The organism is Mesorhizobium sp. M0227, from assembly GCF_040321855.1.
Lineage (GTDB): Bacteria > Pseudomonadota > Alphaproteobacteria > Rhizobiales > Rhizobiaceae > Mesorhizobium.
In genome coordinates this window covers 1-24,386 of the sequence record NZ_JAMYSJ010000009.1, presented here as the reverse complement: position 1 = coordinate 24,386, position 24,386 = coordinate 1, and the positions used below count along the sequence as shown (strand labels likewise).

17 protein-coding genes and 2 pseudogenes are annotated in these 24,386 nt (G+C 62.2%); 15 read left to right on the top strand and 4 right to left on the bottom strand.

What is annotated here, in order from left to right; translation table 11 throughout:
• Positions 1-124 precede the first annotated feature (124 nt).
• The 3 genes from NKJ00_RS14400 to NKJ00_RS14390 all read left to right on the top strand — a co-directional run bounded on the left by NKJ00_RS14400 (position 125) and on the right by NKJ00_RS14390 (position 6,643).
• Positions 125-2,137 (top strand): acetyl-CoA carboxylase biotin carboxylase subunit, encoded by a 2,013-nt coding sequence (locus NKJ00_RS14400; protein ID WP_352630154.1) that lies wholly within the window; start codon positions 125-127, stop codon positions 2,135-2,137.
• Between the two features lie 107 nt (positions 2,138-2,244).
• Positions 2,245-5,772, top strand: coding sequence for a DNA polymerase III subunit alpha (gene dnaE, locus NKJ00_RS14395; protein WP_352630153.1), 3,528 nt, complete (start codon positions 2,245-2,247; stop codon positions 5,770-5,772).
• A gap of 67 nt (positions 5,773-5,839) precedes the next feature.
• Positions 5,840-6,643 (top strand): potassium channel family protein, encoded by an 804-nt coding sequence (locus tag NKJ00_RS14390; protein ID WP_352440260.1) that lies wholly within the window; start codon positions 5,840-5,842, stop codon positions 6,641-6,643.
• Between the two features lie 12 nt (positions 6,644-6,655).
• On the opposite strand, the pseudogene NKJ00_RS14385 reads toward NKJ00_RS14390, so the two are convergent.
• A pseudogene (locus NKJ00_RS14385) lies at positions 6,656-7,538 on the bottom strand (DMT family transporter).
• A gap of 197 nt (positions 7,539-7,735) precedes the next feature.
• Here NKJ00_RS14385 and NKJ00_RS14380 point away from each other — a divergent pair.
• Positions 7,736-8,242: a hypothetical protein gene (locus NKJ00_RS14380; RefSeq protein ID WP_352610710.1), complete on the top strand. Its 507-nt coding sequence runs from the start codon at positions 7,736-7,738 to the stop codon at positions 8,240-8,242.
• Here NKJ00_RS14380 and NKJ00_RS14375 read toward each other — a convergent pair.
• A complete protein-coding gene (locus tag NKJ00_RS14375) occupies positions 8,239-9,567 on the bottom strand; it encodes a DNA polymerase IV (RefSeq protein WP_128303383.1) in 1,329 nt (442 codons plus the stop codon). The genes NKJ00_RS14380 and NKJ00_RS14375 overlap by 4 nt on opposite strands.
• Before the next feature lie 65 nt (positions 9,568-9,632).
• Here NKJ00_RS14375 and NKJ00_RS14370 point away from each other — a divergent pair, with 65 nt between their 5' ends.
• Both NKJ00_RS14370 and NKJ00_RS14365 read left to right on the top strand, forming a co-directional pair.
• Entirely contained in the window at positions 9,633-10,208 is a 576-nt protein-coding gene (locus NKJ00_RS14370; protein ID WP_352610712.1) for a GNAT family N-acetyltransferase, read from the top strand.
• Positions 10,209-10,315: 107 nt separating this feature from the next.
• Positions 10,316-11,839 (top strand): hypothetical protein, encoded by a 1,524-nt coding sequence (locus tag NKJ00_RS14365; RefSeq protein ID WP_352630152.1) that lies wholly within the window; start codon positions 10,316-10,318, stop codon positions 11,837-11,839.
• 17 nt (positions 11,840-11,856) lie between these two features.
• Here NKJ00_RS14365 and NKJ00_RS14360 read toward each other — a convergent pair whose 3' ends face one another.
• Both NKJ00_RS14360 and NKJ00_RS14355 read right to left on the bottom strand, forming a co-directional pair.
• The gene (locus NKJ00_RS14360) at positions 11,857-12,510 is read right to left on the bottom strand and encodes a hypothetical protein (RefSeq protein WP_128303385.1); all 654 of its coding nucleotides are present in this window, start codon (positions 12,508-12,510) and stop codon (positions 11,857-11,859) included.
• The gene (locus NKJ00_RS14355; protein ID WP_024503583.1) at positions 12,507-12,806 is read right to left on the bottom strand and encodes a DUF3572 domain-containing protein; all 300 of its coding nucleotides are present in this window, start codon (positions 12,804-12,806) and stop codon (positions 12,507-12,509) included. The genes NKJ00_RS14360 and NKJ00_RS14355 overlap by 4 nt, the downstream gene beginning before the upstream one ends.
• Before the next feature lie 245 nt (positions 12,807-13,051).
• On the opposite strand from NKJ00_RS14355, the gene NKJ00_RS14350 reads away from it, so the two are divergent.
• From NKJ00_RS14350 to NKJ00_RS14310, 9 genes and pseudogenes are all read left to right on the top strand, one after another.
• Positions 13,052-13,423, top strand: coding sequence for a response regulator (locus NKJ00_RS14350; protein WP_013531932.1), 372 nt, complete (start codon positions 13,052-13,054; stop codon positions 13,421-13,423).
• 33 nt (positions 13,424-13,456) lie between these two features.
• Positions 13,457-14,830 (top strand): PleD family two-component system response regulator, encoded by a 1,374-nt coding sequence (locus tag NKJ00_RS14345; protein WP_352630150.1) that lies wholly within the window; start codon positions 13,457-13,459, stop codon positions 14,828-14,830.
• Between the two features lie 524 nt (positions 14,831-15,354).
• Positions 15,355-16,826 (top strand): annotated as a pseudogene (locus NKJ00_RS14340) (FAD-dependent monooxygenase).
• Between the two features lie 139 nt (positions 16,827-16,965).
• Positions 16,966-17,700 carry a FadR/GntR family transcriptional regulator gene (locus NKJ00_RS14335; protein ID WP_352440267.1) on the top strand — a complete coding sequence of 245 codons (735 nt, stop codon included), beginning with the start codon at positions 16,966-16,968 and terminating at the stop codon, positions 17,698-17,700.
• Complete coding sequence (locus tag NKJ00_RS14330; protein WP_352610716.1) at positions 17,697-18,884, top strand: PLP-dependent transferase; 1,188 nt, start codon at positions 17,697-17,699, stop codon at positions 18,882-18,884. Before NKJ00_RS14335 ends, NKJ00_RS14330 begins: the two co-directional genes overlap by 4 nt.
• A gap of 29 nt (positions 18,885-18,913) precedes the next feature.
• Positions 18,914-20,191 carry an ABC transporter substrate-binding protein gene (locus NKJ00_RS14325; protein WP_352610718.1) on the top strand — a complete coding sequence of 426 codons (1,278 nt, stop codon included), beginning with the start codon at positions 18,914-18,916 and terminating at the stop codon, positions 20,189-20,191.
• A 177-nt stretch (positions 20,192-20,368) separates the two neighbouring features.
• Positions 20,369-21,292: a carbohydrate ABC transporter permease gene (locus tag NKJ00_RS14320; protein WP_023810538.1), complete on the top strand. Its 924-nt coding sequence runs from the start codon at positions 20,369-20,371 to the stop codon at positions 21,290-21,292.
• Positions 21,292-22,140 carry a carbohydrate ABC transporter permease gene (locus NKJ00_RS14315; protein WP_352610720.1) on the top strand — a complete coding sequence of 283 codons (849 nt, stop codon included), beginning with the start codon at positions 21,292-21,294 and terminating at the stop codon, positions 22,138-22,140. Before NKJ00_RS14320 ends, NKJ00_RS14315 begins: the two co-directional genes overlap by 1 nt.
• A 4-nt stretch (positions 22,141-22,144) precedes the next feature.
• Complete coding sequence (locus NKJ00_RS14310; RefSeq protein ID WP_352630148.1) at positions 22,145-23,212, top strand: ABC transporter ATP-binding protein; 1,068 nt, start codon at positions 22,145-22,147, stop codon at positions 23,210-23,212.
• Positions 23,213-24,386: the final 1,174 nt, after the last annotated feature.

The following is a 24,386-nucleotide window of genomic DNA, read 5'->3' as shown; positions in this document are numbered from 1 at the left end:
CGACTGGGCCACAGCGATGAATTGGAATCGCAAGTCGATTGAAAGGCAGTGAATTGCATGGTCGGCTTGACCCTGCAAGCACAGGCCATAAAAGGAACGGCCGACCCGAGGGATGACATTTCGCATGTTCACCAAGATCCTGATCGCCAATCGCGGCGAAATTGCCTGCCGCGTAATCAAGACGGCGCGCAAGATGGGCATTGCCACGGTTGCCGTCTATTCCGATGCCGATCGCGATGCCGTGCATGTCGAGATGGCCGACGAGGCGGTGCATATCGGGCCTTCGCCAGCCGCGCTGAGCTATCTCGTCCCGGAAAAGATCATCGCCGCCTGCAAGGAAACGGGAGCCCAGGCCGTGCATCCCGGCTACGGATTCCTGTCCGAGCGGGCGGCTTTCTGCGAAGCGCTGGAAGCGGAAGGCATCATTTTCATCGGCCCAAAGCCCAAGGCCATCAAGGCGATGGGCGACAAGATCGAATCGAAGAAGTTCGCCAACGCCGCCAAGGTTTCCACCGTGCCCGGCTGGCTCGGCGTTATCGAGAATGCCGACCATGCCGAAAAGATCGCCGGCGAAATCGGCTATCCCGTGATGATCAAGGCTTCGGCCGGCGGCGGCGGCAAGGGCATGCGCATCGCCTGGAGCGAGGCCGAAGTGCGCGACGGCTTCGACCGCGCGCGCTCGGAAGCCAAGAGTTCGTTCGGAGACGATCGTGTCTTCATCGAGAAATTCATCGTCGATCCGCGCCACATCGAAATCCAGGTGCTGGCCGACGCGCATGGCAACGCGCTCTATCTCGGCGAGCGCGAATGCTCGATCCAGCGACGCAACCAGAAGGTCGCCGAAGAGGCGCCGTCGCCCTTCCTGGACGCCGCGACACGCAAGGCCATGGGCGAGCAGTCGGTGGCGCTGGCCAGGGCTGTCGACTACCAGAGCGCCGGCACGGTCGAATTCATCGTCGACAAGGACAAGAACTTCTATTTCCTTGAAATGAATACACGATTGCAGGTCGAGCATCCGGTGACGGAGCTCGTCACCGGCATCGATCTGGTCGAGCAGATGATCCGCGTCGCCGCCGGCGAAAAGCTTGGCCTGAAGCAAAGCGACATCAAGCTGAACGGCTGGGCGGTGGAAAGCCGGCTCTATGCCGAAGACCCTTACCGCAACTTCCTGCCTTCGATCGGCCGACTGACGCGCTACCGGCCGCCTGAGGAAGGACAATTCGGCGATGTCGTCATCCGCAATGACACCGGCGTCACCGAAGGCGCCGAAATCTCGATGTTCTACGATCCGATGCTCGCCAAGCTGTGCACCTGGGCGCCGACGCGTCTGGAGGCCATCGATGCCATGTCGGAAGCGCTCGACAGCTTCGTCGTCGACGGTATCGAGCACAACATTCCGTTCCTGGCCGCCTTGATGCAGCATCCGCGTTGGCGGGAAGGGCGGATATCGACCGCTTTCATACCGGAGGAATATCCCGACGGCTTCGCGCCGGTCGTACCGAACGACGATGAGAAGGCCGTGCTGGCGTCGATCGCGACCGCGGTGGAACTGCTGCGCCGTGACCGGCTCGACCGGCTGGACGGGCGGTTGGCGCCGCATTCGGGAGCTCTGAAGCGCGACTGGGTGGTAAAGATCGGCGATGACTATCTGTCGGCGTCGATCATCGAGGGCATGATTTCCATTCCGATGGAAATCGATCTGTCGATCGAGGGCGGCAGGGCGTTGACCGTTGCATCAGACTGGCGGCCGGGCGACCTGGTCTGGCGCGGGACGGTCGGCAAGCGCAAGGTTACGTCCCAGGTCAGGCCGGTTGCCAACGGCTTTCGCATAGCCTGGAAAGGCATGTCGGTGACCGCGCGCGCCATGCTGCCGCGCACCGCCGAGCTGGAAAGGCTTATGCCCGAAAAGGTGGCGCCGGACACGTCGAACCTGCTGCTTTGCCCGATGCCTGGCCTTGTCGTGTCGATTGCCGTTGCCGAAGGCCAGGAGGTCAAGGCCGGCGAGACCTTGGCGGTGGTCGAAGCGATGAAGATGGAAAACGTGCTGCGTGCTGAACGCGACCTTGTCGTCTCCAAACTCAACGCCAAGCCAGGCGACAGCTTGGCCGTGGATGCGGTGATCATGGAGTTTGCTTAGGGCTAGCCGGGCAGGCAGCCTGTGATCAGCAGCGGTTTGTGCTGGACTGGCATCGCGCGGTCCCGGACAATACATCTCCATCGACTCAAGGACCTTCACGCAGCGCCATGGCCGACGAAAAACTTCCCCGCGATCCCCTGAAGCGCGAAGCAGCGATTGCTGCGGCGCGGCCGGAGGCCCCGGCGCGGCCCTTCGTCCATCTGCGCGTGCATTCGGCCTATTCCCTGCTGGAAGGCGCCTTGCAGATCGGCAAGGTGGTGGCTCACGCGGTCAAGGACGAAGCCCCGGCCATCGCCGTCACCGACACCAACAATCTGTTCGGCGCCCTGGAATTCGCGCAGAAGGCGGTGAAGGACGGCATCCAGCCGATCATCGGCTGTCAGACCGCGCTCGCCTTTTCCGGCGAAAACAGCGATGGCCAGCGCGACCGCAGGCGGCAGGGCCCGGATATGCGGCCGGTCGTCCTGCTCGCCGCGACCGAGGCCGGCTATTCCAATCTGGTCAGGCTGGTCAGTCGCGTCTACCTCGAAACACCGCCGGGCGAAGCCGTGCACCTGACCACCGAAATGATGGACGGCTATTGTGACGGATTGATCTGCCTCAGCGGTGGGCCGCGCGGACCGATCGGTACCGCGCTCAAGGAAGATCGCCGCGATCTGGCCGAGGCACGGCTTTTGACCCTCAAGGCAATGTTCGGCGATCGCCTCTATGTCGAACTGGACCGGGTTTCCGGTTATGACCGCGTGATCGAAAAATCCTCGATCGATCTGGCGTATGCCCATGAACTGGCCCTGGTCGCCACCAACGAGGCGTTCTTTTCCTCTCGTGACGACTATGACGCACATGACGCGCTGATCGCCATCGCCGAGGGATCGGTCGTCGCCGCCGACAATCGTCGCCGGCTGTCGCCGGACAATTTCCTGCGCAGCCAGGCGGATATGGCGAGGCTCTTTGCCGATCTGCCGGAGGCGATCGACAACACTGTCGAGATCGCGCTGCGCTGCTCCTATTATCCGAAGAACCGTAATCCGATCCTGCCGCGCTTCACCGGCGGCGATGTCGCCGACAATGACGCCGCCGTGCAGGCGGAAGCCGACGAACTGGCCCGCCAGGCGCATGAGGGGCTCGACGCGCGCCTCGCCATGCATGGCCCAACATCAGGCTATACAGTCGAGCAATACCGCGAGCGGTTGAACTTCGAGCTTGGCATTATCACCAAGATGAAGTTTCCCGGCTACTTCCTGATCGTTGCCGACTTCATCAAATGGGCCAAGGCGCAAGGCATTCCGGTCGGGCCGGGCCGCGGTTCGGGCGCAGGCTCGCTGGTCGCCTATTCGACGACCATCACCGACATCGATCCGCTGCGCTTCTCGCTGCTGTTCGAGCGCTTCCTCAATCCCGACCGCGTGTCGATGCCCGACTTCGACATCGACTTCTGCCAGGATCGCCGCGAGGAGGTCATCCGCTACGTCCAGAAGAAATACGGCCGCGACCAGGTCGGCCAAATCATCACCTTCGGTACGCTGCAGGCTCGCGCCGTGCTGCGCGACGTCGGCCGTGTGCTGCAGATGCCCTATGGCCAGGTCGACAAGCTCTCCAAGATGGTGCCGCAGAACCCGGCCAATCCGGTCAAGCTCGCTGACGCCATCGCCAACGAGCCGCGCTTTGCCGAAGAGGCCGAGAGGGAGCCGATCGTCCAGACGCTGCTCGATATGGCGCAGAAGCTGGAAGGCCTTTACCGCCATGCCTCGACGCACGCCGCCGGCATCGTCATCGGCGACCGGCCGCTGTCGGAACTGGTGCCGATGTACCGCGATCCGCGCTCGGACATGCCCGTCACCCAGTTCAACATGAAATATGTCGAGCAGGCCGGACTGGTGAAGTTCGACTTCCTCGGCCTGAAGACGCTGACCGTGCTGGAGACGGCGGTGAAGCTGATCCGCCGGCGCGGCATCGAGATCGACCTGGCGACGATCCCGCTCGACGATCCCGACACCTACGCCATGCTGTCGCGCGGTGAAGTGGTCGGCGTGTTCCAGGTGGAAAGCGCCGGCATGCGCAAGGCGTTGATCGGCATGCGGCCCGACTGCATCGAGGACATCATCGCGCTGGTCGCGCTCTACCGCCCCGGTCCGATGGAGAACATTCCGACCTACAACGCCAGAAAGCATGGCGAGGAGGAGATGGCGTCGATCCATCCCAAGATCGACCATCTGGTGAAGGAGACGCAAGGCGTCATCGTCTACCAGGAACAGGTGATGCAGATCGCGCAGGAGCTGTCCGGCTACTCGCTCGGCGAAGCCGATCTGCTGCGCCGCGCCATGGGAAAGAAGATCCGCGCCGAGATGGACAAGCAGCGCGAGCGCTTCGTCTCCGGCGCGGTCGAGCGTGGTGTCGGCAAGCCGCAAGCCGATTTCATTTTCGACCTGCTGGCCAAGTTCGCCGACTATGGTTTCAACAAATCGCATGCCGCCGCCTATGCGGTGGTTTCATACCAGACCGCCTATCTCAAGGCGCATTATCCGGTCGAGTTCCTGGCAGCGTCGATGACGCTCGACATGGGCAACACAGACAAGCTGGCCGATTTCCGCCAGGACGCGCTGCGCCTTGGCATCGAGGTTCTGGCACCCTCGGTGATATCGAGCTTTCGCGCCTTCGAAGTCGGCGAGAACCGCATCTACTATTCGCTGGCGGCGCTCAAGGGCGTCGGCGATGCGGCGGTCGAGCACATCGTTGCCCAGCGTGGTGAAAAGCCGTTCAAGAACCTCGCCGATTTCTGCGAGCGGGTCGATCCCAAGATCGTCGGCAAGCGTGTCTTCGAAAGCCTGATCATGGCCGGCGCGCTCGATTGCTTCGGCCACGACCGCGCGTCGATGATGGCGGGCGTGGAGCGCATGATGGGACTGGCGTCGCTGGCGCAGCAGAATGCGGTTTCCGGCCAGCACGACATCTTCGGCGCTTCGCTCGGCGCCCAGTCGCAGGCACTCAATCTGCCGGCGACAGAGCCGTGGCTCGCCGCCGACCGGCTGCACCGTGAATTCCAGGTGGTCGGCTTCTATCTCTCGGCGCACCCGCTCGACGAGTACAAGGCGGCCCTGCAGAAGATGCGGGTTCAGACGTGGGCCGAGTTTTCGGCGGCCGTCAAACGCGGTGCCGCCGCCGGCCGTCTGGCCGGCACGGTGACGTCCAAGCAGGAGCGCAAGACCCGCACCGGCAACAAGATGGGGGTCGTCGCCTTTTCCGATACGTCGGGCCAGTACGAGGCTGTGCTGTTTTCCGAAGGACTGGCGCAATATCGCGATCTGCTCGAGGCCGGCCGCTCCGTGGTCATCACCGTTGCCGCCGAGGACAGGCCGGAAGGCGTCAATCTGCGCATCAACTCAGTGCAGTCGCTGGAGGACGAGGCAAGCCGTATCCAGAAGGCACTTCGCATTTTCGTGCGCAACGCCTCGCCGATCAACACGCTGGCCGGCCAACTGACCGTCAGGGGCGAAGGCCAGGTCAGCTTCGTGCTGATCAAGGAGGAAGGCGAAGGGGAAATCGAGATCGAGCTGCCGAACCGCTACCGGATTTCACCGCAGATCGCCTCGGCGATGCGCGCGGTGCCGGGCGTGGTCGAAGTGGAGTTGGTGTGACCCCCGCTCTTTCTCGCGCGCGGCAATCAGCCGGGCGGTCGCTGCCGCGAACGCCAGCGCAGTCAGCATGAAGCCGGCACAGAGGAACGGGTCGCAGACGGTTTCAACCTTGGCGCGGCTGCGTGACAGGCTGCGCAGGCTCTATCATGGGCGCACGCCGGCCGCTTTCCGGTTCCAACTGGTGGCTGTAGTCATCGACCTCGCCATCATCGCTTTCTTCATTGCGACGCCGGTTCTTCAGGACAAGCCGTCATTCCTCTGGCTCGACTATTCGGCGGCCGCGCTTGTCGCCGCGGACCTGGTCGCCCGGCTGCTTGCCTCCAAAAACATGCTGCGGCTGATGAAGCAGCCGACGTCGTGGGTCGATGTCTTCATCCTTTTGACGCTGCTGATGCCGACGGCGTTCGCCAATCTCGCCTTCCTGCGCATCCTGCGGCTGTGGTCGCTGTCGCGCAGCGGTTCGCTCTGGCGGCATCTGGAGATGCGCGGCCTGCGGCCGTGGCGCGAGGCCAGCCACGCGGTCATCAACCTCTTGACCTTCCTGTTTGTCATCACCGGCTTCGTCTACACGTTCTTCTTCCGCACTGGCGCCGGCCTGGAGAACTATATCGACGCGCTTTATTTCACCGTCGCCACGGTGACGACGACCGGTTTCGGCGACATCGTGCTGCCGGGCATGGCCGGCAAGCTGACGGCAATCGTCACCATGATCATCGGCATATCGCTGTTTGTCAGACTGGCTCAGGCGATCTTCCGGCCAGCCAAGGTTTTGTTTCCCTGTCCGCAGTGCGGCTTGCGGCGGCACGAGCCGGACGCCGTGCATTGCAAAGCCTGCGGCCATCTCCTCAACATACCCGACGAAGGGAACTGACGGCCGGCGGGACTACGACGCCGCCACTTCGGCCGGCTTCATTGGCCTGCGCTGAAGATTGAGCAGATTGCCCATCAGGATCAGCAGCGCGCCACCGGCGGTGAAGGCGTCGATCTGCTCGCTATAGAGCAGCCAGCCAATCAGTGCCGATAGCGGCACGCGCAGGAAATCCATCGGCGAGACGATGGTCGCGTCGGCATGACCAAGCGCACGGGCCATGCAGAAATGCGACGACATGCCGGTGAAGGCGATCAGCATGATCCATGGCCACAGCTCCAGTGGCGGGTTGCGCCACGTATAAAGCGCCGGGATGAGACCGACCACCGATTGGATAACCAGCATCCAGAAGATGATGCGCACGACGCTGTCCGTCCGGGTCAGCGACTTGATCGTGACCACCGAGATGCCGAAGCAGGCCGCGGCACCCAGCACGACGAGATGTCCAGGATCGACCGAGCCGACACCGGGGCGCACGATGATCACCACGCCGATCAGCCCCAGCCCGATCGCTGCCAGCTTGGCTCGGTTCAGCCTTTCGCCAAGAAAAATCACCGCCAGGATAGCTGTCCAGATCGGCGTGGTGAATTCGATCGAGATCAGCACGGCCAGCGGGATCAAAGTGAGGGGCGTAGAGCCAGGCCGCCTGGCCCGTGTAGTGGATGACGTTGCGGGCGATATGGGCAATGGGGCGCCGCGTGCGCATGGCTTGAAAGCCGCCACTCGTCATCACCAGCGGCAGAAGGATGAAGAAGCCGATCACAGAGCGCAACTCCAGCACCTGGAAGACGTTGAGCTCCGCTGTCGTGGCTCGGCCGGCGACCGTCATCCCAAGGAAGGAAGCGATCGACAGCGCCATCCAGAACGCGGCCTTGGGGATCGAGGGTGTGGGTGCCATTCGCGCTATGTCGCAGGCCAGGACTTCTGCCGCAATCGCTACGCAAGGCATTCTTCTGGGCCAGTCGCGACTGGCTGGATGTTGTGAAACAGTCATGTGGCGGGCGGAACCTGAAACGGCAAGTGGCGTTGAGTCCCGATGGTCAGCCGTGCTGGCGGACCATCCCGCCTTTTTGAAGATCGACAGGGAGAGCTTCGATGAGATTCTTCGCGCAATTCGCGCTTGCCGGCGGTTTACTGGTTGCGGCAGGCGCGGCACATGCCGACGAGACGCAATTTCTCCAGTCGTTCAAGGGCAATTTCGCCGGCAAGGGTATCGTCAAGGTCACCACCGATGCGCCGACCGTGAACGTGTCCTGCACGTTCAGCTCGAACGCGACATCGACCTCCCTGTCGCTCGACGGCAATTGCCGGGGGCTTGTCGTGGTCACGCGTGCCATCAGCGCGGATCTGAAGGCCAGCGGCGCCAAATACAGCGGCACCTATGTCGGCTCTCGCACGGGACCGGCACAGCTCAACGGCAGCCGTTCGGGCAACGCGATCAACCTGGGCATTCGCTGGGCCAAGGAGGTCAATGGCGACCGAAGGGCGCAGATGAAGGTCGAGAAACGCGGCGAGAACGGCATGCGGCTGACCGTCATCGACACCGACCCGAAAACCGGCAAGAGCGTGGTGACGAGCAGGATTGATCTGCAGCGCACCTAATCCTCAAGCGGCTCCGGCGGATGGGCGTCGCGGCCCTTGCCGAATGTGTAGCCGGTTTCCACCGCCTTGCGGCCGAACTTGTCGCGCAGGGCATCGATGGCGCCTTCGGCCATGGCGCGCTTGCGCGATTGGATGTCGACCAGATCGGGCGGGTCGGCCTTGTCGTCGTCCGAAAGGTCGCTGACGCCGATGCCGAGCAGCCGATATTTCGTGCCGTCGGTTTCCTTGCGCAGAAGCTCCACCCCGGTCTGAAAGATGCGGTCGGCGAGCCGGGTCGGATCGCCGAGCTGGCGATTGCGCGTGCGCAGCTTGAAATCCTGGCTCTTCAGTTTCAGCACCACAGTGCGCCCGGCAATGCCTGACTTTTTCAGCCGTGCCGAAACCTTTTCCGAAAGACCCCTGAGAACCGCGACCAGTTCCTCCAGCGACGCGATGTCGGTGTCGAAGGTGGTTTCGGCCGATACGCTCTTGGCATCCTGGTCGGGATCGACGCGGCGGACGTCCTCGCCGCGCGAAAGGTGGTAGAGCCGGTCGCCCATCGTGCCGTAGCGGCGCATCAGGTCGCCGCGATCCATCTGCTGCAACTGGCCGATAGTGCGGATGCCGTCACGCTCCAGGGTGGCGTTGAATGCCTTTCCGACACCCCAGATCATGGTCACCGGCTGCGCCGCCAGGAAGCCGACTGCCTCGGCCTCGCCGATGACCGAGAAACCGCGCGGCTTGCGAAAATCAGACGCAATCTTGGCAAGGAACTTGCAATAGGACAGGCCGGCCGAAACGGTGATGCCGATCTCCTTCTCGACGGCCTGCGCGAAGCGCGCCAGCACCACAGCAGGCGGCAGGCCGTGCAGTCGTTCGGTGCCGGCGAGGTCGAGAAACGCCTCGTCGATCGACAGCGGCTCGACCAGCGGTGTCAGCGCTTGCATCATGGCGCGCACTTCGCGGCCGACGCGCACGTATTTTTCCATGTTGGGGCTGATGACGACCGCCTCCGGGCAGGCTTCGAGCGCCTTGAACATCGGCATGGCCGAGCGGACGCCCTGGATGCGGGCGATGTAACAGGCGGTGGAGACGACGCCGCGCTTGCCGCCGCCGATGATCAGCGGCTTGTCCTTGAGCGCCGGATTGTCGCGCTTTTCGATCGCCGCATAGAAGGCGTCGCAATCGATATGGGCCAGATGCAGCCGGTAAAGCTCGGGATGACGCACGAGCCGGGGGCTGCCGCAGCGCTCGCAGCGGCGCGTCGGGCTGCGCTGAAACATCAGGCAGTCGCGGCAAAAACCGTGATCGGGATTGTTGACAGGGGCCGCCATCGCTGCGAACATAAAGAGAACAGAAGCAATGGTACGACAGTGCAAGGCCAGCGACAAGGCTGACCTGGGGAGAACGCATGAGCACGACCATAGCGCCGCTTGCGCCCGAGCTTTGGGCTGAATTCGAGGACCTCTTCGGCAAGCAAGGCGCCTGCTACGGCTGCTGGTGCACGCATTTCCGGCTGGCGCCGGCGATGCGCCGCGAGAGCAGCCGGGAACGCAACAAGGACCACATCAAGGCGCGTATCGAAGCCGGCCCGCCGCCCGGACTGCTGGCATTCGAGGATGGCCAGGCGGTTGGCTGGATGCAGATCGGACCGCGCGCCGACGTGCCCGAATGGAACAATCAGGGCAGGGGGTCGGCACCGGTCGATCCTGCCGACGCGGGGAATGCGGCCGTTTGGGCGATCTCCTGCTTCTTCATCCGCGCCAAGGCGCGCGGCAGGGGCATCACGCATCGCCTCGTCGAAGGCGGCATAGGTTTCGCCCGCCAGAATGGGGCCCGGCTGCTCGAGGCGTGCCCGATGGACCTGTCTCGCGATTCGCGCTCGATCGGCCTGTTCGTCGGTTCGTCACGGGTCTTCGAGAAGGCGGGTTTCGAGCGGCTGGTGGAACGCAAGGCCGGTCGCCCGCTGATGCGGCTGGTGCTTTGATCGAGATGGTCTGCCCGGGTGCCGTTGTCGATCTCACCTTGCGGTTGCAGCGGTAATTTCATACCAGACGGACAAAGTCTTTCTTCTAGGTCAAACGGAGAATTCGCGTGAACCGTGCCCTGCCATTCGTGTTCCTTCTTGCGTTGAGTGCCCCTGCTTTCAGCCAGACCGCCGACAGTCAGGGTGCGAAGCAATTGTCCGACGACTTGTCCCGCTATGTCGGCAAGCAGGCCATCGACAAAGGCATTTTGAAGGTTTCGCTCGAAGGTGGCGCCTACAAGATCGTGTTCGATTTCAAGGCACTTGCCGCATCATTTCCGGACCAGAAACTGCTGAAGTTCGACTTCGCGCCCTATGCCTTGATGGTCAAGCCGCGCAGCGACGGGTCCTGGGATGTCTCCATGGATTTCTCCCAAACCGCCTCCTTCGAGTTCAACGGACCCGAGGGGCTGCAAAGCACTCAGTTTTCGATCAAGGACGGCAAGGGTTCGGGCGTCTACGATCCAAATCTGGCGGCCTTTACCAGCGGCACCAGCTCGATGGCCGGCATGACGATGGCATCGAAGGATGCCAAGCAGCACATGGAAGCCAGCACGGGCGCCGGCATCGCGACCGTTGCCGCGACCAAGTCGGCGACCGGGGGCGTCGATTTCACAACCTCGCAGAAGGTGTCGAGTTTTGTCGAAGCGATCAATTTCGATGACCCCGAGAGCGGGCTGAAATTCCCGGTCACCGTCAGGTCGCCGGAATTGTCGGTCGAAGCCAGCGGCAAGGGCGTGCGGACCAAGCCATTGCTCGATCTCCTGGCATTTGCGGTGGCCAACGAGGACGAGGCGACGCTGAAGGACAACCAGGCGCAGCTCAAATCGCTTCTGCTCGCCGCCTTGCCGCTTTGGCAGCGTATCGACGGGACCTACGGTTTCAAGGATTTCGCGGTGGAAAGCCCGGTCGGCAATTTCGGCGCCACCCAGCTCAGCACCGTGTTCGGCACCGATGGCGTGGCCCAGAACGGCACGATCACGTACGGCATCAAGGCATCGGGGCTGACCGTGCCGACCCAGCTTCTGCCGAGCTGGAGCGTGGGGTTGTTGCCCACCGATGTCGATTTGAACTTTGGCGGCGCCAATATCGATCTCGACAGCATGGCGAAGAAGGCGATCGAAGCCTTTGATCTCAATAAGAATCCGCCGCTGTCGGCCGAATTCGGCGAGCAACTTAAAGTCGACTTCATGGCCAGGATGCCGAAGGTCGTGCTTGGCCACAGCACCGTGAAGAACAAGGACACGGAGATCGCGCTGGAAGGCGAGATGACATTCCCAGGCGAAAAGCCCGAAGGTAGCGTGACCGTCAATGTCGCCGGCTTCGACAAGCTTGTCGAAGGCCTGCAGCAAGCGGCAAAGTCGGAACCGGAGGTTGGCCAATACGTGCCAGTCGCTCTCATGGCGAAGGGCTTTGGCAAGACGCTGCCCGATGGCCGGCTGGAATGGATCGTCAATGCCAAGGCCGATGGCTCGGTCACCGTCAATGGCGTCATGCTGAAGCCCGCCGATCCGGCCGTGGACGACAGCGTGGATGATGGTGACGGCGCCGATGACAGCGGAGACGACAGCGGCGGCGCAGGTGCGAACTGAACCCCTGAAGCTGGAGTTCAGAGCCCCAGCGCGCTTTGAATCTTGGGCGCTGCCTCGTGCCAGTCCTGGACGACGACCACATCGTCCGTCACCGGCGGCAGGAATGCGCGCAGCGAATTGTCGGCCATCAGGTGGAACAGTTCGGCGTCGGCGACCGATTCCCGTACCGACGCCAGATTGTGCGGCTGATCGTCGACGAAAACCACCGGTCGGCCGGCCCTGCCGCGAAGCTTGGCCACCGCCGGTCCTTTGGCCATTTCAGTGGTCAGAAGCGGATAGCTCAGTCCAAGCGCGTCGAGATGGACGCGACGCACGGCACGGTGCTTGTGCGGCATGGCCGTCAGCAAAACGATTTCCGCGCGGTCGCCAAACCCTGCCAGGGCTTCTGCCGCGCCGTCCGTAATGTTTTGCCAATCGGCTTGCGCGTCAAAGAAATCGGCCAGCAGTGCCGTGACTTCGGGCTGTTCGATCAGGCGGCCGCTGGCGGTCTCTGCGATGTTGCCGGTCAGCCGAAACGAGGCCAGCGTCAAGCCATAGCCGCGCGCCTTGAGGAAATTCGGAAACGGTCGGATGAATTCGAGCACGACGTCATCGACGTCGAGCACCAGCAGCGGTCGGTCGTCGGCTGCCAGTTCTTCAATCTGGCGCGCGGTTTCCGGATCATCGCTCATATGGAATGCTCGTGGTTGTCGTCGCCCAGCGGCAGCGACCGCAAGGCCTTGCCGACAGCCGCCGGCGGGGTGCCGGTTTCCTCGGCAAAGCGCATCAGAGTCGGCTCGTGGGCGAGGATGAATTGCAGGACACCGGCCAGAAAACCCGGCTCGCTGGCGGCTTTGCGGATCGAATGGACCTCTATGCCGGTGATCGCCAGAAAGCGCGGCAGCAGCTCCGGATCGGAGGCGACGAAGCCCAGGGCCTTCACGGCAATCGATTCCGCTTCTTCGCGCATTGACGCTGCGTTTGCCATCACTACCTTCGGTGTGTGGAATGAGTCTCTCCCGCAGTAATGGCAAGAGTTGCTTGCGGCAAGCCATTAGAGCGTGGCGCGCCCTTTGGACGCGCAGGGACGAGGTGGAATTCGCGCTGTTTTCCAGCCGCGGATTTCCATTTCGTCAATCATATTGCCGTAAAGTGAAGCAGGGTTTGGTGCGTTCAGACATGGGCGCATGACGGTCGCCTTCGAAGCGGAAGAGCAGCCGGGACGGGAAATCGATGCCGAAGAAGGTTATGATCGTCGAGGACAATGAGCTCAATATGAAGCTCTTTCGGGACCTCATCGAGGCAAGCGGTTACGAGACCGTGCGCACCCGCAACGGTCTGGAAGCGCTCGATCTGGCGCGCCAGCACCGGCCGGATCTGATCCTGATGGATATCCAATTGCCTGAAGTGTCGGGGCTTGAAGTGACCAAATGGCTGAAGGAAGACGACGAGCTGCACGTCATCCCGGTCATTGCGGTGACCGCCTTCGCCATGAAGGGTGACGAGGAACGTATCCGCCAGGGCGGCTGCGAGGCTTATATTTCGAAGCCGATCTCGGTGCCGCGTTTCATCGAAACCATCAAATCCTATCTGGGCGATGCGTGATGTGCCCTTTCAGCCGAGCCGGAGCCTTGTGAAATGACTGCGCGGATCCTCGTCGTCGACGACATCCCTGCCAATGTGCGGCTGCTGGAAGTCCGGCTGCTGGCCGAATATTTCGAAGTGCTGACCGCCACCAACGGGCCGGATGCGATCGAGACCTGCGAGAACGGCAAGGTCGATGTCGTGCTGCTCGACGTGATGATGCCGGACATGGACGGCTTCGAGGTCTGTCGGCGGCTGAAGAGCGATCCGGCGACATCGCACATTCCGGTGGTGATGATCACCGCGCTCGACCAGGTTTCCGACCGCGTCCGCGGGCTCGAGGCCGGCGCCGACGACTTCCTGACCAAGCCGGTCAACGACCTGCAGCTTATGACGCGCGTCAAGAGCCTGGTTCGCCTGAAGTCGCTGACCGACGAGTTGCGGCTGCGCGCCTCGACGACGCGCAACATCGGCATCGAGGAGTTGCTCAGCCGCAATTTCGCATCCGAGGACACGACGCCCAAAGTGCTTTTGATCGACGAACGCAAATCATCCGTCGAGCGCATTCAGAAGATGCTGCGCGACCGCGCCGATCTCGATATCTCCAGCGATCCGCATGCCGGTTTCTTCCAGGCCGCCGAGACGTCCTATGAATGCGTGATGATCTCGACCGCGTTCGCCGATTTCGATCCGCTGAGGCTCTGTTCGCAGTTGCGCTCGCTCGATCGCACCCGTTTCGTGCCGATCATCCTGCTGGCGGAGGAGGGCGAGGAGGAACGCATCATCCGCGGCCTCGAACTCGGCATCAATGATTATCTGATGCGGCCGATCGACCAGCAGGAGTTGACGGCGCGGCTGCGCACCCAGGTGCGCCGCAAGCGCTACAACGACCAGCTGCGCGCCAGCGTCACCCAGACCATCGAAATGGCGGTGACCGACGGCCTGACGGGGCTGCACAACCGCCGCTATCTAGACAGCCATCTGCAGACGCTGTTCGATCGCGCGGTGGCGCGGCGCCGGCCGCTGTCGGTGATGATGACCGACCTCGACCGCTTCAAGGCGATCAACGACGCGCACGGTCATGACGGCGGCGACGAGGTTCTGCGGGAATTCGCACGACGGCTGCGCAAGAATGTCAGGGGTATCGACCTTGCCTGCCGTTTTGGCGGGGAGGAGTTCGTCGTGGTGATGCCGGACACCGAGGGCGCGGTGGCCGAGAAGGTAGCCGAGCGCATTCGCGCCGAAATCGCCCAGGCGGCTTTCGCCATCGGGCAGGACGGCAAGGCGATCGAAGTCACGGTCAGCGTCGGCGTGTCGTCGGTGCTGAAAGGCGTGGACACGGTGGCGGCGCTGATGAAGCGTGCCGATCTCGCGCTCTACGAAGCCAAGAGCGGCGGCCGCAACCGGGTTGTTGCCAAAGCCGCATAACCGGCCAAGGCTCCGAATATCCAGTCAACCCGACAGGGTTACCCGTTTACCTTAATCCAAGCGATTCGCGAGCCTTGGTTAAGAAACTGTTGATTTTCATAAGCTCTTGCGCAACTGTGCAGGCCAAGACGAAGCCGGCACGAGGATAGAAAGCCGGCTCCGATCCTGGGAATACCCCATGATGCTCAGGTCCGCCGCATCTCCTGGGTCCGTGGGGTCGGCCGGCCGGCGCTGGCACATAGTGGCCTCCTCGTACCGCTGCCAAACGCCGACCGGCCCCCTTCTCTCCAAAAGAACATCAGAACTCCGTGCCAAAGCACGGAGGAATCTGCGTTTCTGCATGTGAAATCGGAACACCCGTTCTAGCCGTTCCTACACAGTTTCGCTGTGAGGGCAGCCAACGATGAGGGGAAGAATACCCCTTCCATTTCATACATATGGCGCACAAGAGGCTTGCGGCAAGACCCGGCTCCTCCCGTAAAACCGCGACCCAAGCCAGGGTGCGGAAAACGGGAGTTATGATAATGATTTCAGATCATGCGGTTGTGATCGCCGGGGGTGGTCCGACGGGATTGATGCTGGCAGGCGAACTGGCGCTGGCAGGCGTGGACGTTGCCATTGTCGAAAGGCGACCGGATCAGAAACTGGCAGGATTGCGCGCTGGCGGCCTGCATGCGCGCACTCTTGAGGTGCTCGACCAGCGCGGAATTGCGGATCGGTTTCTTTCACAGGGACAGATATCGCCGTCCGTGGGCTTCCACATGATCCGGTTAGACATCAGCGATTTTCCCACGCGCCACAATTATCTGCTGGCGCTGCGGCAAAACCACATCGAGCGCATCCTGGCCGACTGGGTCGGCGAGTTCAAGGTGCCGATCTATCGCGGACACGAGGTTGCGGGGTTTGCTCAGGACGCCAGCGGCGTCGATGTCAAACTGTCCAACGGCCACCGGCTGAGACGACATATCTGGTTGGTTGCGACGGAGGCCGCAGCACCGTTCGCAAATCAGCCGGTATTGAGTTCGCCGGATGGGATCCGACGATGAGCTGGATGATTGCCGAGGTCGAGATATCGGAAGAGCCGGAATGGGGCTTCCGCAGCAACGCCTTCGGAATTCATGCCCTGGGTAAGATCGAGGACGGCAAAAAAGTTGGCGTCGTGCTGACGGAACCGAACCTGGAGGCCCGCGGCGAACCGTCCCTGCGCGAGCTCAGCGAGGCGCTGATCGCCATCTACGGCACCGATTACGGGGTCCACAATCCGACCTGGCTCTCGCGGTTCACCGACATGACGCGACAAGCCGTGAAATACCGCGACAGACGCGTCCTGCTGGCCGGTGACGCAGCGCACGTCCACCCGCCGATGGGCGGACAGGGCCTCAACATCGGCGTGCAGGACGCGGTTAACCTGGGATGGAAGCTCGCCCAAGTGGTCAAGCTGATATCACCGGAAAGCCTGCTCGACAGCTATCACACCGAACGCCATCCGGTCGCTGCCCGCGTGTTGCGCAACACGATGGCACAGGTCGCTCTTCGTCGTACGGATGACCGCAGCAAGGCATTGAACGACATCTTTGCCGAGTTGCTCGGCATGGATGAGCCCCGCAAACGGATCGCCGCCGAGATGTCCGGCCTGGGCGTCCATTACGACTTCGGCGAGGGGCATCCGCTGCTTGGGCGGCGAATGCCCGATCTCGATCTGGCCACCGCTGACGGACCGTTGCGGGTCTTCACCTTGCTGCACGACGCGCGGCCCGTGCTGCTCAACTTCGGTGAGCCCGGCAGGCTGGACCTCGCGCCCTGGGCTGATCGGGTCCGGCAGATCGACGCCGGTTACGCCGGTATCTGGGACCTCCCGGTGCTCGGGAGGGTCGCCGCGCCCGGCGCCGTCTTGATCCGGCCCGATGGTTATGTGGCTTGGGCCGGGGCGGGAACCCAACAGGGGCTGGTGGACGCGCTGACCACCTGGTTCGGGTCGCCTGCTGCCTCAGATTAGCAGATACGATCGAAGCGCGATCGCGCGACCGCCTTGAAAGTATTGCGTCGCTCCCTCCGACAGTGCTCCTGACAGTTGGTTGACAGGAGCTTCCTTCTGTGCAGAAATTGGTTGGACCATTGGACCACTTGGAGGAAATGTGGACCAGAACAGCCTGCCACCCATTCAGACCACGGCGCGCGACGACGCGGTGTTGAAGGCGTTGGTGGGATTTGTTCGCGCCGAAGCCCTGCAGCCGGGCGAGCGGCTTCCAACCGAACGCATTCTGGCCGAGCGGCTGAAGGTCAGCCGCAACACCGTGCGCGAGGCGCTGACACGCTGGGAAGGGCTCGGCCTCGTCGAGAGGCGGCAGGGCAGCGGCACCTATCTCAAGGCGGCTGTTTCACACGATATGCTGCACATGCCGCTGACGCTGGCGGGCGGCAATGATTTCACCAGCCTGATGCAGACGATGGAGATCCGCCGCGCGCTGGAGGCGGAGGCCGCAGCTCTTTGCGCCGAACGCGCCAGCCAGGCAGATATCGCCGAAATCGCACGCAAGCTCGACATCATGGAGCAGGCGTTCCGCACGCGCGACGGCATGTCGGCGGAAGAGGATTGGGAGTTCCACCAGGCGATCTACCGGGCCTCGGGTAATCCGCTGTTCGAGCAGATCATCGCCGCCATGTACGAGTTGTTCCACCGCTTCTGGGAGCATCCGCTCGGCGTTCGCGATTTCGGCCATGCCAGCTTTCCCTATCACCGCACCATCTACGAATGCATCGCAGCCCGTGACCCGCAGGGCGCCCGCGCCGAAGCCCTCAAGCTGATCGCTACCGTCGAGGACGATCTCAAGCGCGGTGCCGCCAAACTCAAACTTTCGAGCCAGACATGAACGAGCATCCATCCGGTTTCGATCACGACTATCTCGCCGAGGCGGCGACACTCTTGGCGCATGACGAACCGTTCCCTGGCGGTGCGGTGGTGCCGCCGATCTACCAGACCTCGCTGTTCACCTTCGCCAGCTATGCCGAGATGGCCGATACCTTTGCTGGCAAACGAAAGCAGCCGATCTATTCGCGCGGCGACAATCCGACGGTGATGGAGTTCGAGGCGCGCGTGGCAGCGCTTGAGGGCGCAGAAGCCGCGCGCGGCTTTTCCAGCGGCATGGCGGCGATCAGTGCCACGGTGCTTGCGTTCGTTGGGGCAGGCGAGCGCATCGTGGCGGTGCGCAATTGCTATGGCGATGCCTACCGGCTGTTCGAGCGGCTGTTGCCTCGGCTCAACATCAAGGTCGACTATGTCGACGGCTCCGACCCGGATGCGGTCGCGGCGGCACTTCCCGGCGCCAAGCTGCTCTACCTGGAAAGCCCGACCTCGATGATGTTCGAGCTGCAGGACATCGCGCATCTGACACGGCTGGCCAAGGAACAGGGCATCGTCACCACCATCGACAATTCCTGGGCGACGCCGGTGTTCCAGAAGCCGATCGCGCATGGCGTCGACCTGGTGCTGCATTCGGCCTCGAAATACCTTGGCGGCCACAGCGACACCGTCGCTGGCGTCGTCGCGGGTTCGGCCGCTCATATCAAGCACATCAACGAGCAGACCTATTCCTATCTCGGCGGCAAGCTGTCGCCATTCGAAGCCTGGCTGTTGCTGCGCGGCTTGCGCACGCTGCCGCTGCGCCTGCCGCACCACATGAAGAGCGGCCTGACCATCGCCGAACGGCTGAAGGCGCATGCCAATGTCGAGCGCGTCAACCATCCTGTCTATTCGAACCATCCGGGCAAGGCGACACTGGCCGGCTATGCCGGTCTGTTCTCCTTCGAGGTGACGGACGAGATCGACATCCCCGTCTTCGTCGATGCGATGAAATATTTCCGCATCGGCGTCAGTTGGGGCGGGCATGAAAGCCTGGTCGTGCCGGCCAAGGCGTCGCTGGAGCAGACGCCTGGCCTGAATTCGATGGCGCGCTTCGGCGTCAGCCCCCGAACCATCCGCTTCAATATCGGATTGGAGAGTGTCGAAGACCTGTGGGCGGATGTCGCCCAAGCCTTCGAAAAAGCCAGAAAATAACAAGCGGGTTCAAAATGGGAGTCTTGAACATGAAAAAACTGACCGTCATGCTTGCCACCGTTGCGGGACTGGCGATTTCCGCCGGAAGTGCTGTGGCCGACTCGACCCTGAAAATGGTCGAAGTCATCACCAGCCCGCCGCGCACCGAATTCCTGAAGAAGCAGATCGCCGAATTCGAAACCGCCAATCCGGGCATCAAGGTCGAGCTTATCTCGCTGCCCTGGGGCCAGGCGTTCGAGAAATTCCTGACCATGGTGCAGGCCGGCGATACGCCTGACATCGTCGAAATGCCGGAACGCTGGATGGGCCTCTACGCCAACAATGCCCAGCTCGAGGATCTCGGCCCCTATATGGCCAAATGGGATGATGCCAAGACGCTGGGCGACCGCGCCAAGCAGTTCGGCTCGACCGTCAACAACACCCAGTTCATGATCCCTTACGGCTACTATGTGAACGCGCTGTTCTGGAACAAGAAACTGTTCAAGGAAGCCGGCCTCGATGGCCCGCCGGCGACGCTCGATGATTTCATCGCCGACGCCAAGAAAATCTCTGCGTTGCCGGGCAAATATGGCTACTGCCTGCGCGGCGGGCCGGGCGCTTTCAACGGCATGCACATGTTCATGAACATCGCCGCCGGCAAGGGTGGCTACTTCAACGAGGATGGCACTTCGACGATCAACGAAGAAGGCTCGGTCAAGGGCCTGCAGATGCTGGCCGACATGTACAAGGACGGACTGGCGCCTAAGGATGCGGTGAGTTGGGGTTTCAACGAAACGGTCACCGGCTTCTATTCCGGCACCTGCGCCATGCTCAACCAGGATCCGGACGCGCTGCTCGGCATTGCCGAGAAGATGAGCGCCGACGATTTCGCGGTAGCGCCATTGCCGGTCGGGCCGAGCGGCAAATCCTATCCGACACTGGGCTATGCCGGCTGGGCGATGTTCGCCAACTCGCAGCACAAGGACGACGCGTGGAAGCTGATGGCGACGCTGCTCTCGCCGAAGGACAATCTGGAATGGGCCAAGGAAGTCGGCGTCGTCCCGATCCACAACGGCGCCGACCAGGATCCCCATTTCAAGACCGAGCAGTTCAAGGGCTGGTTCACGGAGCTGAGCGACAGCTCCAAATATGAAATGGTGACCCCGCCAACGCATCTGGAGAACCTCGGCAACTTCGTCGACCAGGTGGCGATCAAGAATTTTCAGGAAGTGCTGCTTGGCCAGAAGACGGCCAAGGACGTCGCCGACCAGTGGGCTGCCTTCCTGACCAAGGAACAGCAGGATTGGCTGGCGAAGAACAAGAAGTAGCTTTTCTTCCCTTCTCCCCGTTCACGGGGAGCAGGTGTCACGAAATGACGGATGAGGGCAGCACTAGCTTCTGCCAGGTTAGCGCTGCCCCTCATCTGTCTACGGCATCTTCTCCCAGTTTCACGGGGAGAAGGACGCTCTCCGCCAGCCGACGTTCCAGGAGTGACCCCTAAACCAATGACCTATGCCGTGTCCGAAATACGATCCGCCGGCCAGCCGCGCCGCAAGCGGTTATCCCACGCCGCAATCGAGCCATGGCTCTATCTCAGCCCGGCGATCATCCTGCTGGTCGTGGTGCTTCTGGTGCCGCTGGTCATCGGCATCAGCTACTCCTTCCGCAAATTCTCGGCGTTCAAGTCCGAATATGTCGGGCTTGGGCAGTATCAGGCGATGCTGTCGGATCAGGTGCTGGGGCAGGCGCTGGTCAACACGTTGTGGTGGACCGTCGCCAGTCTGTTTTTCCAGTTCTTCCTTGGCCTCGGCCTGGCGCTGCTGCTCGACAAGCCATTTCGCGGCCGCAAGGCCGTGCAAGCCCTGGTGTTCCTGCCCTGGGCGGTGCCGTCCTTCTTGTCGGGCCTGACCTGGGCCTGGCTGTTCAATCCCATCATCGGCCCATTGCCGCACTGGTTGTTTGCGTTGGGGCTGAAAGCCCAGCCGACCAATGTGCTTTCCGATCCCTCAACCGCCATGTGGGGGCCGATCGTCGCCAACATCTGGTTCGGCATTCCGTTCTTCGCCATCACGCTCTTGGCGGCGCTGAAATCCATTCCGTCGGAACTGCATGAGGCAGCGGCCATCGACGGCGCTTCGCCTTGGCAGCGCTTCACCAAGGTGACGCTGCCGTTTCTGGCGCCGACCATCGCCATCACCGTGATGTTGCGCACCATCTGGATCGCCACCTTCGCCGACCTGATCTTCGTCATGACGGAGGGCGGGCCAGCCGGCTCGACCAACACGGTGCCGGTCTACATCTATGTCAGCGCCTTCAAATCGCTGGACAAGGGCTATGCCTCGGCGGTGGCGGTGCTGCTGCTCGTCCTGCTCATTGCTTATGCGATTGCGCTGATCGGTATCCGCCGCACCCTGGTGAGGCACGTCTGATGATCGCAGGACGCTCAACCTCGCAGCGCTTCTTCGGCGGCATCGGCCTCTACGCGGCAATCGCGGCCTACGTGCTCTTTGCCCTGTTCCCGATCTACTGGACGCTGAAGATCTCGGTCACGCCGGAGCGGCTGCTCTATTCCGAAGGCATCACGTTCTGGCCGTCGCAGATGACGTTGAAGAATTTCGTCACCGTGCTCGAGGCCACCGATTTCCCGCGCTATTTCCTCAACAGCGTCATCGTCTCGGTATCGACGGCGGCATTGGTGACAATCATCGCCACGCTCGCCGGTTATGCCATGTCGCGCTTCACCTTTCGCGGCAAGGCAGCACTTGCGCTGATGTTGCTTTTGACCCAGACCTTTCCGCTGGTGATGGTCATTCCGCCGATCTACCGCGTGATGGGTCAGATCGGCCTGATCAACAGCCTGACCGGGCTGATCATCATCTACACCGCCTTCAACACGGCCTTTGCCACCTTCCTGATGCAGTCCTTCTTCGACGGCATTCCAAAGGATTTGGAGGAGGCCGCGATGATCGACGGCTGCACCCGAGCGCAGGCGATGCGCAAGGTGATCGTGCCGTTGACGCTACCGGGCATGGGCGCAACGCTCGGCTTCGTCTTCACCGCCGCCTGGAGCGAGCTTCTGTTCGCGCTGATGCTGATTTCCAGCGACGACCAAAAGACCTTTGCCGTCGGCTTGCTCACCTTCATCGGCAAGTTCGCCGTCGACTGGGGACAGATGATGGCGGCGTCCATCCTGGCGCTGATCCCGGTCTGTATCTTCTTCGCCTTCCTGCAACGCTATCTCGTCACCGGCCTGACCGCCGGCGCCGTCAAAGGATAGATCGATGGCCTCTGTTACGCTCGAAAAGGTCCGCAAGGACTATGGCGCCGTCCGCGTCCTGCAGGCGGTCGACCTTGAAATCGCCGATGGCGAGTTCGTCGTCCTGGTCGGCCCGTCAGGCTGCGGCAAGTCCACGCTCTTGCGCATGATCGCCGGGCTGGAGGAGGCTTCCGGCGGCGAGATCCGCATCGGCGAGCGGCTGGTCAATGACGTGGCACCCAAGGACCGCGACATCGCCATGGTGTTCCAGTCCTACGCGCTCTATCCGCATATGGACGTGTCGAAGAACATGGGCTTCAGCCTGCTCCTGAAGAAGGCGCAGAAGACGACGATCGACGCCAGGGTGGACGGCGCCGCCAAGCGGCTCGGGCTCGACACGTTCCTGCAGCGCCTGCCGCGGCAATTGTCCGGCGGCCAGCGCCAGCGCGTCGCCATGGGCCGTGCCATCGTGCGCGACCCCAAGGTCTTCCTGTTCGACGAGCCGCTGTCGAACCTCGACGCCAAGCTGCGCGTCCATATGCGCGCCGAGATCAAGGCGCTGCACCAGCAGCTGAAGACGACATCGGTTTATGTCACGCACGACCAGATCGAGGCGATGACCATGGCCGACCGGATCGTCGTCATGCATGACGGGCTGATCCAGCAGGTCGGCGCGCCGCTTGATCTCTATGATCGGCCGGCCAACATGTTCGTCGCCGGTTTCATCGGCTCACCCGGCATGAATTTCCTGCCGGCGACGGTTCGGGAGGGCGCTACCCCGGAGGCCGTGCTGACCGATGGCCAGGCGCTGAGGCTGCCGGAAGGCCTGCCGCTCAAGGATGGTGACGCAATCACCGTCGGTTTGCGGCCCGAGCATATAAAATTGGCGGATGACGGCGCGTTGAAGGGCGAGGTGAGGGTGGTCGAGCCGCTCGGGCTTTCGACGCAGTTCTACGTCAAGCTGGCCAGCCAGCAGCTTTGCGTCTTTGCCATGGGCCGTGCCGGCGTGAAGCCCGGCGACGAGGTACGGTTGGCGGCCGAACCACACCAGCTGCATCTATTCGATCCGAAGAGCGGTGAGCGCATCGGCTGAGGGGACTCAGCCAGGGCGGATGCGGGCAGCCGGATCAGGCGCCGCTATCGGGCGAGAATACACGGTAACGCTAAATTTCAATTGGATAAAATAGCGGAACGTCCAAGAGACATTTCCGGAACCTAACAGGACCACTCGGACCTTTGCGTGTAGGGCACAAGACCTTAGTCCCGCCGTCTTCTCAAAAAACGGAGGTTATTTCGCCACGAACTAGGCCGCCGTCGGAGCTAGTCAACACCGACGGCGGCACCTGCAATATGGGTGAGTGGGTTGTGTGCGGATATGGTGTGATCGCGGAAGGGTGATTGTAAATCGCTAACCGCGAGGGCTTCTTTTAGACAGCGGCGAGCTGTCCAACGGGTTCTCAGCCGACTTGGCCGATCGCCGCTCCTTCAGCCACAGGGACTTCTTTCTCCTTGCCAGGTTCTCGTCTCGAACGCTGTCTTCGGCGGTCACTCCGCCATGCATCGCGGCAATCACGTAGTCGGCTCTGTTGGTTCGAAAGTCGCCTTTTTGTACGGACATCGTTTTCTCCCAGTGCGAGGCATTTCCCCCCTTTTTGCCTGACGCTGAAACTAACTGCCTATCCGTGGCGCAAGTCTACCAATCGGCGATTGTATTAAAACGATACACTCAGCAGGTATGGTGATGGCACGATCGCACGAGAGGAGCCCATTCTGGCGGGGCTTCTTCATTGACCCGGTTGTGATCCTTGCGGGGGTGCCGCGGCGGGAGGGGCCGGAGCCTGCGGTGCGGGTTCCGTGGAAGGCGGGGCGGGGCTGTCAGGCTGAGGCGCAGGCTGTGCGGCCTCTTCCTCGGTCAGAACCTGGTCAGTCCTGGCCTTGATCTCATCGGCCGTCTGCTGGCTTATCAGCCCGTTGCTGACGGCGAAACCAGCAGCCAGAGCGACAAGGGCTGCAATGATTGCAGCTTTCAACTTCTTCGACATCCATAGGCGCCTTGTTCGTGACACCCAACCCACGGCCAAGGGTGCCGCAACCATGGCGAAGGGTCAATCCTTTGGCTGGAGTCTCTGCTCGGATGCAACGAAATCAATTGGCTACAAACGAAAAACGCCGCCCATTGGGCTAATGCAGTTCACTTAGGCACCTTCAGTGTTCTGACAGGATATTTGGCTGGTAGCTTTTTGACGACACGGGGGCATGATCGCCCC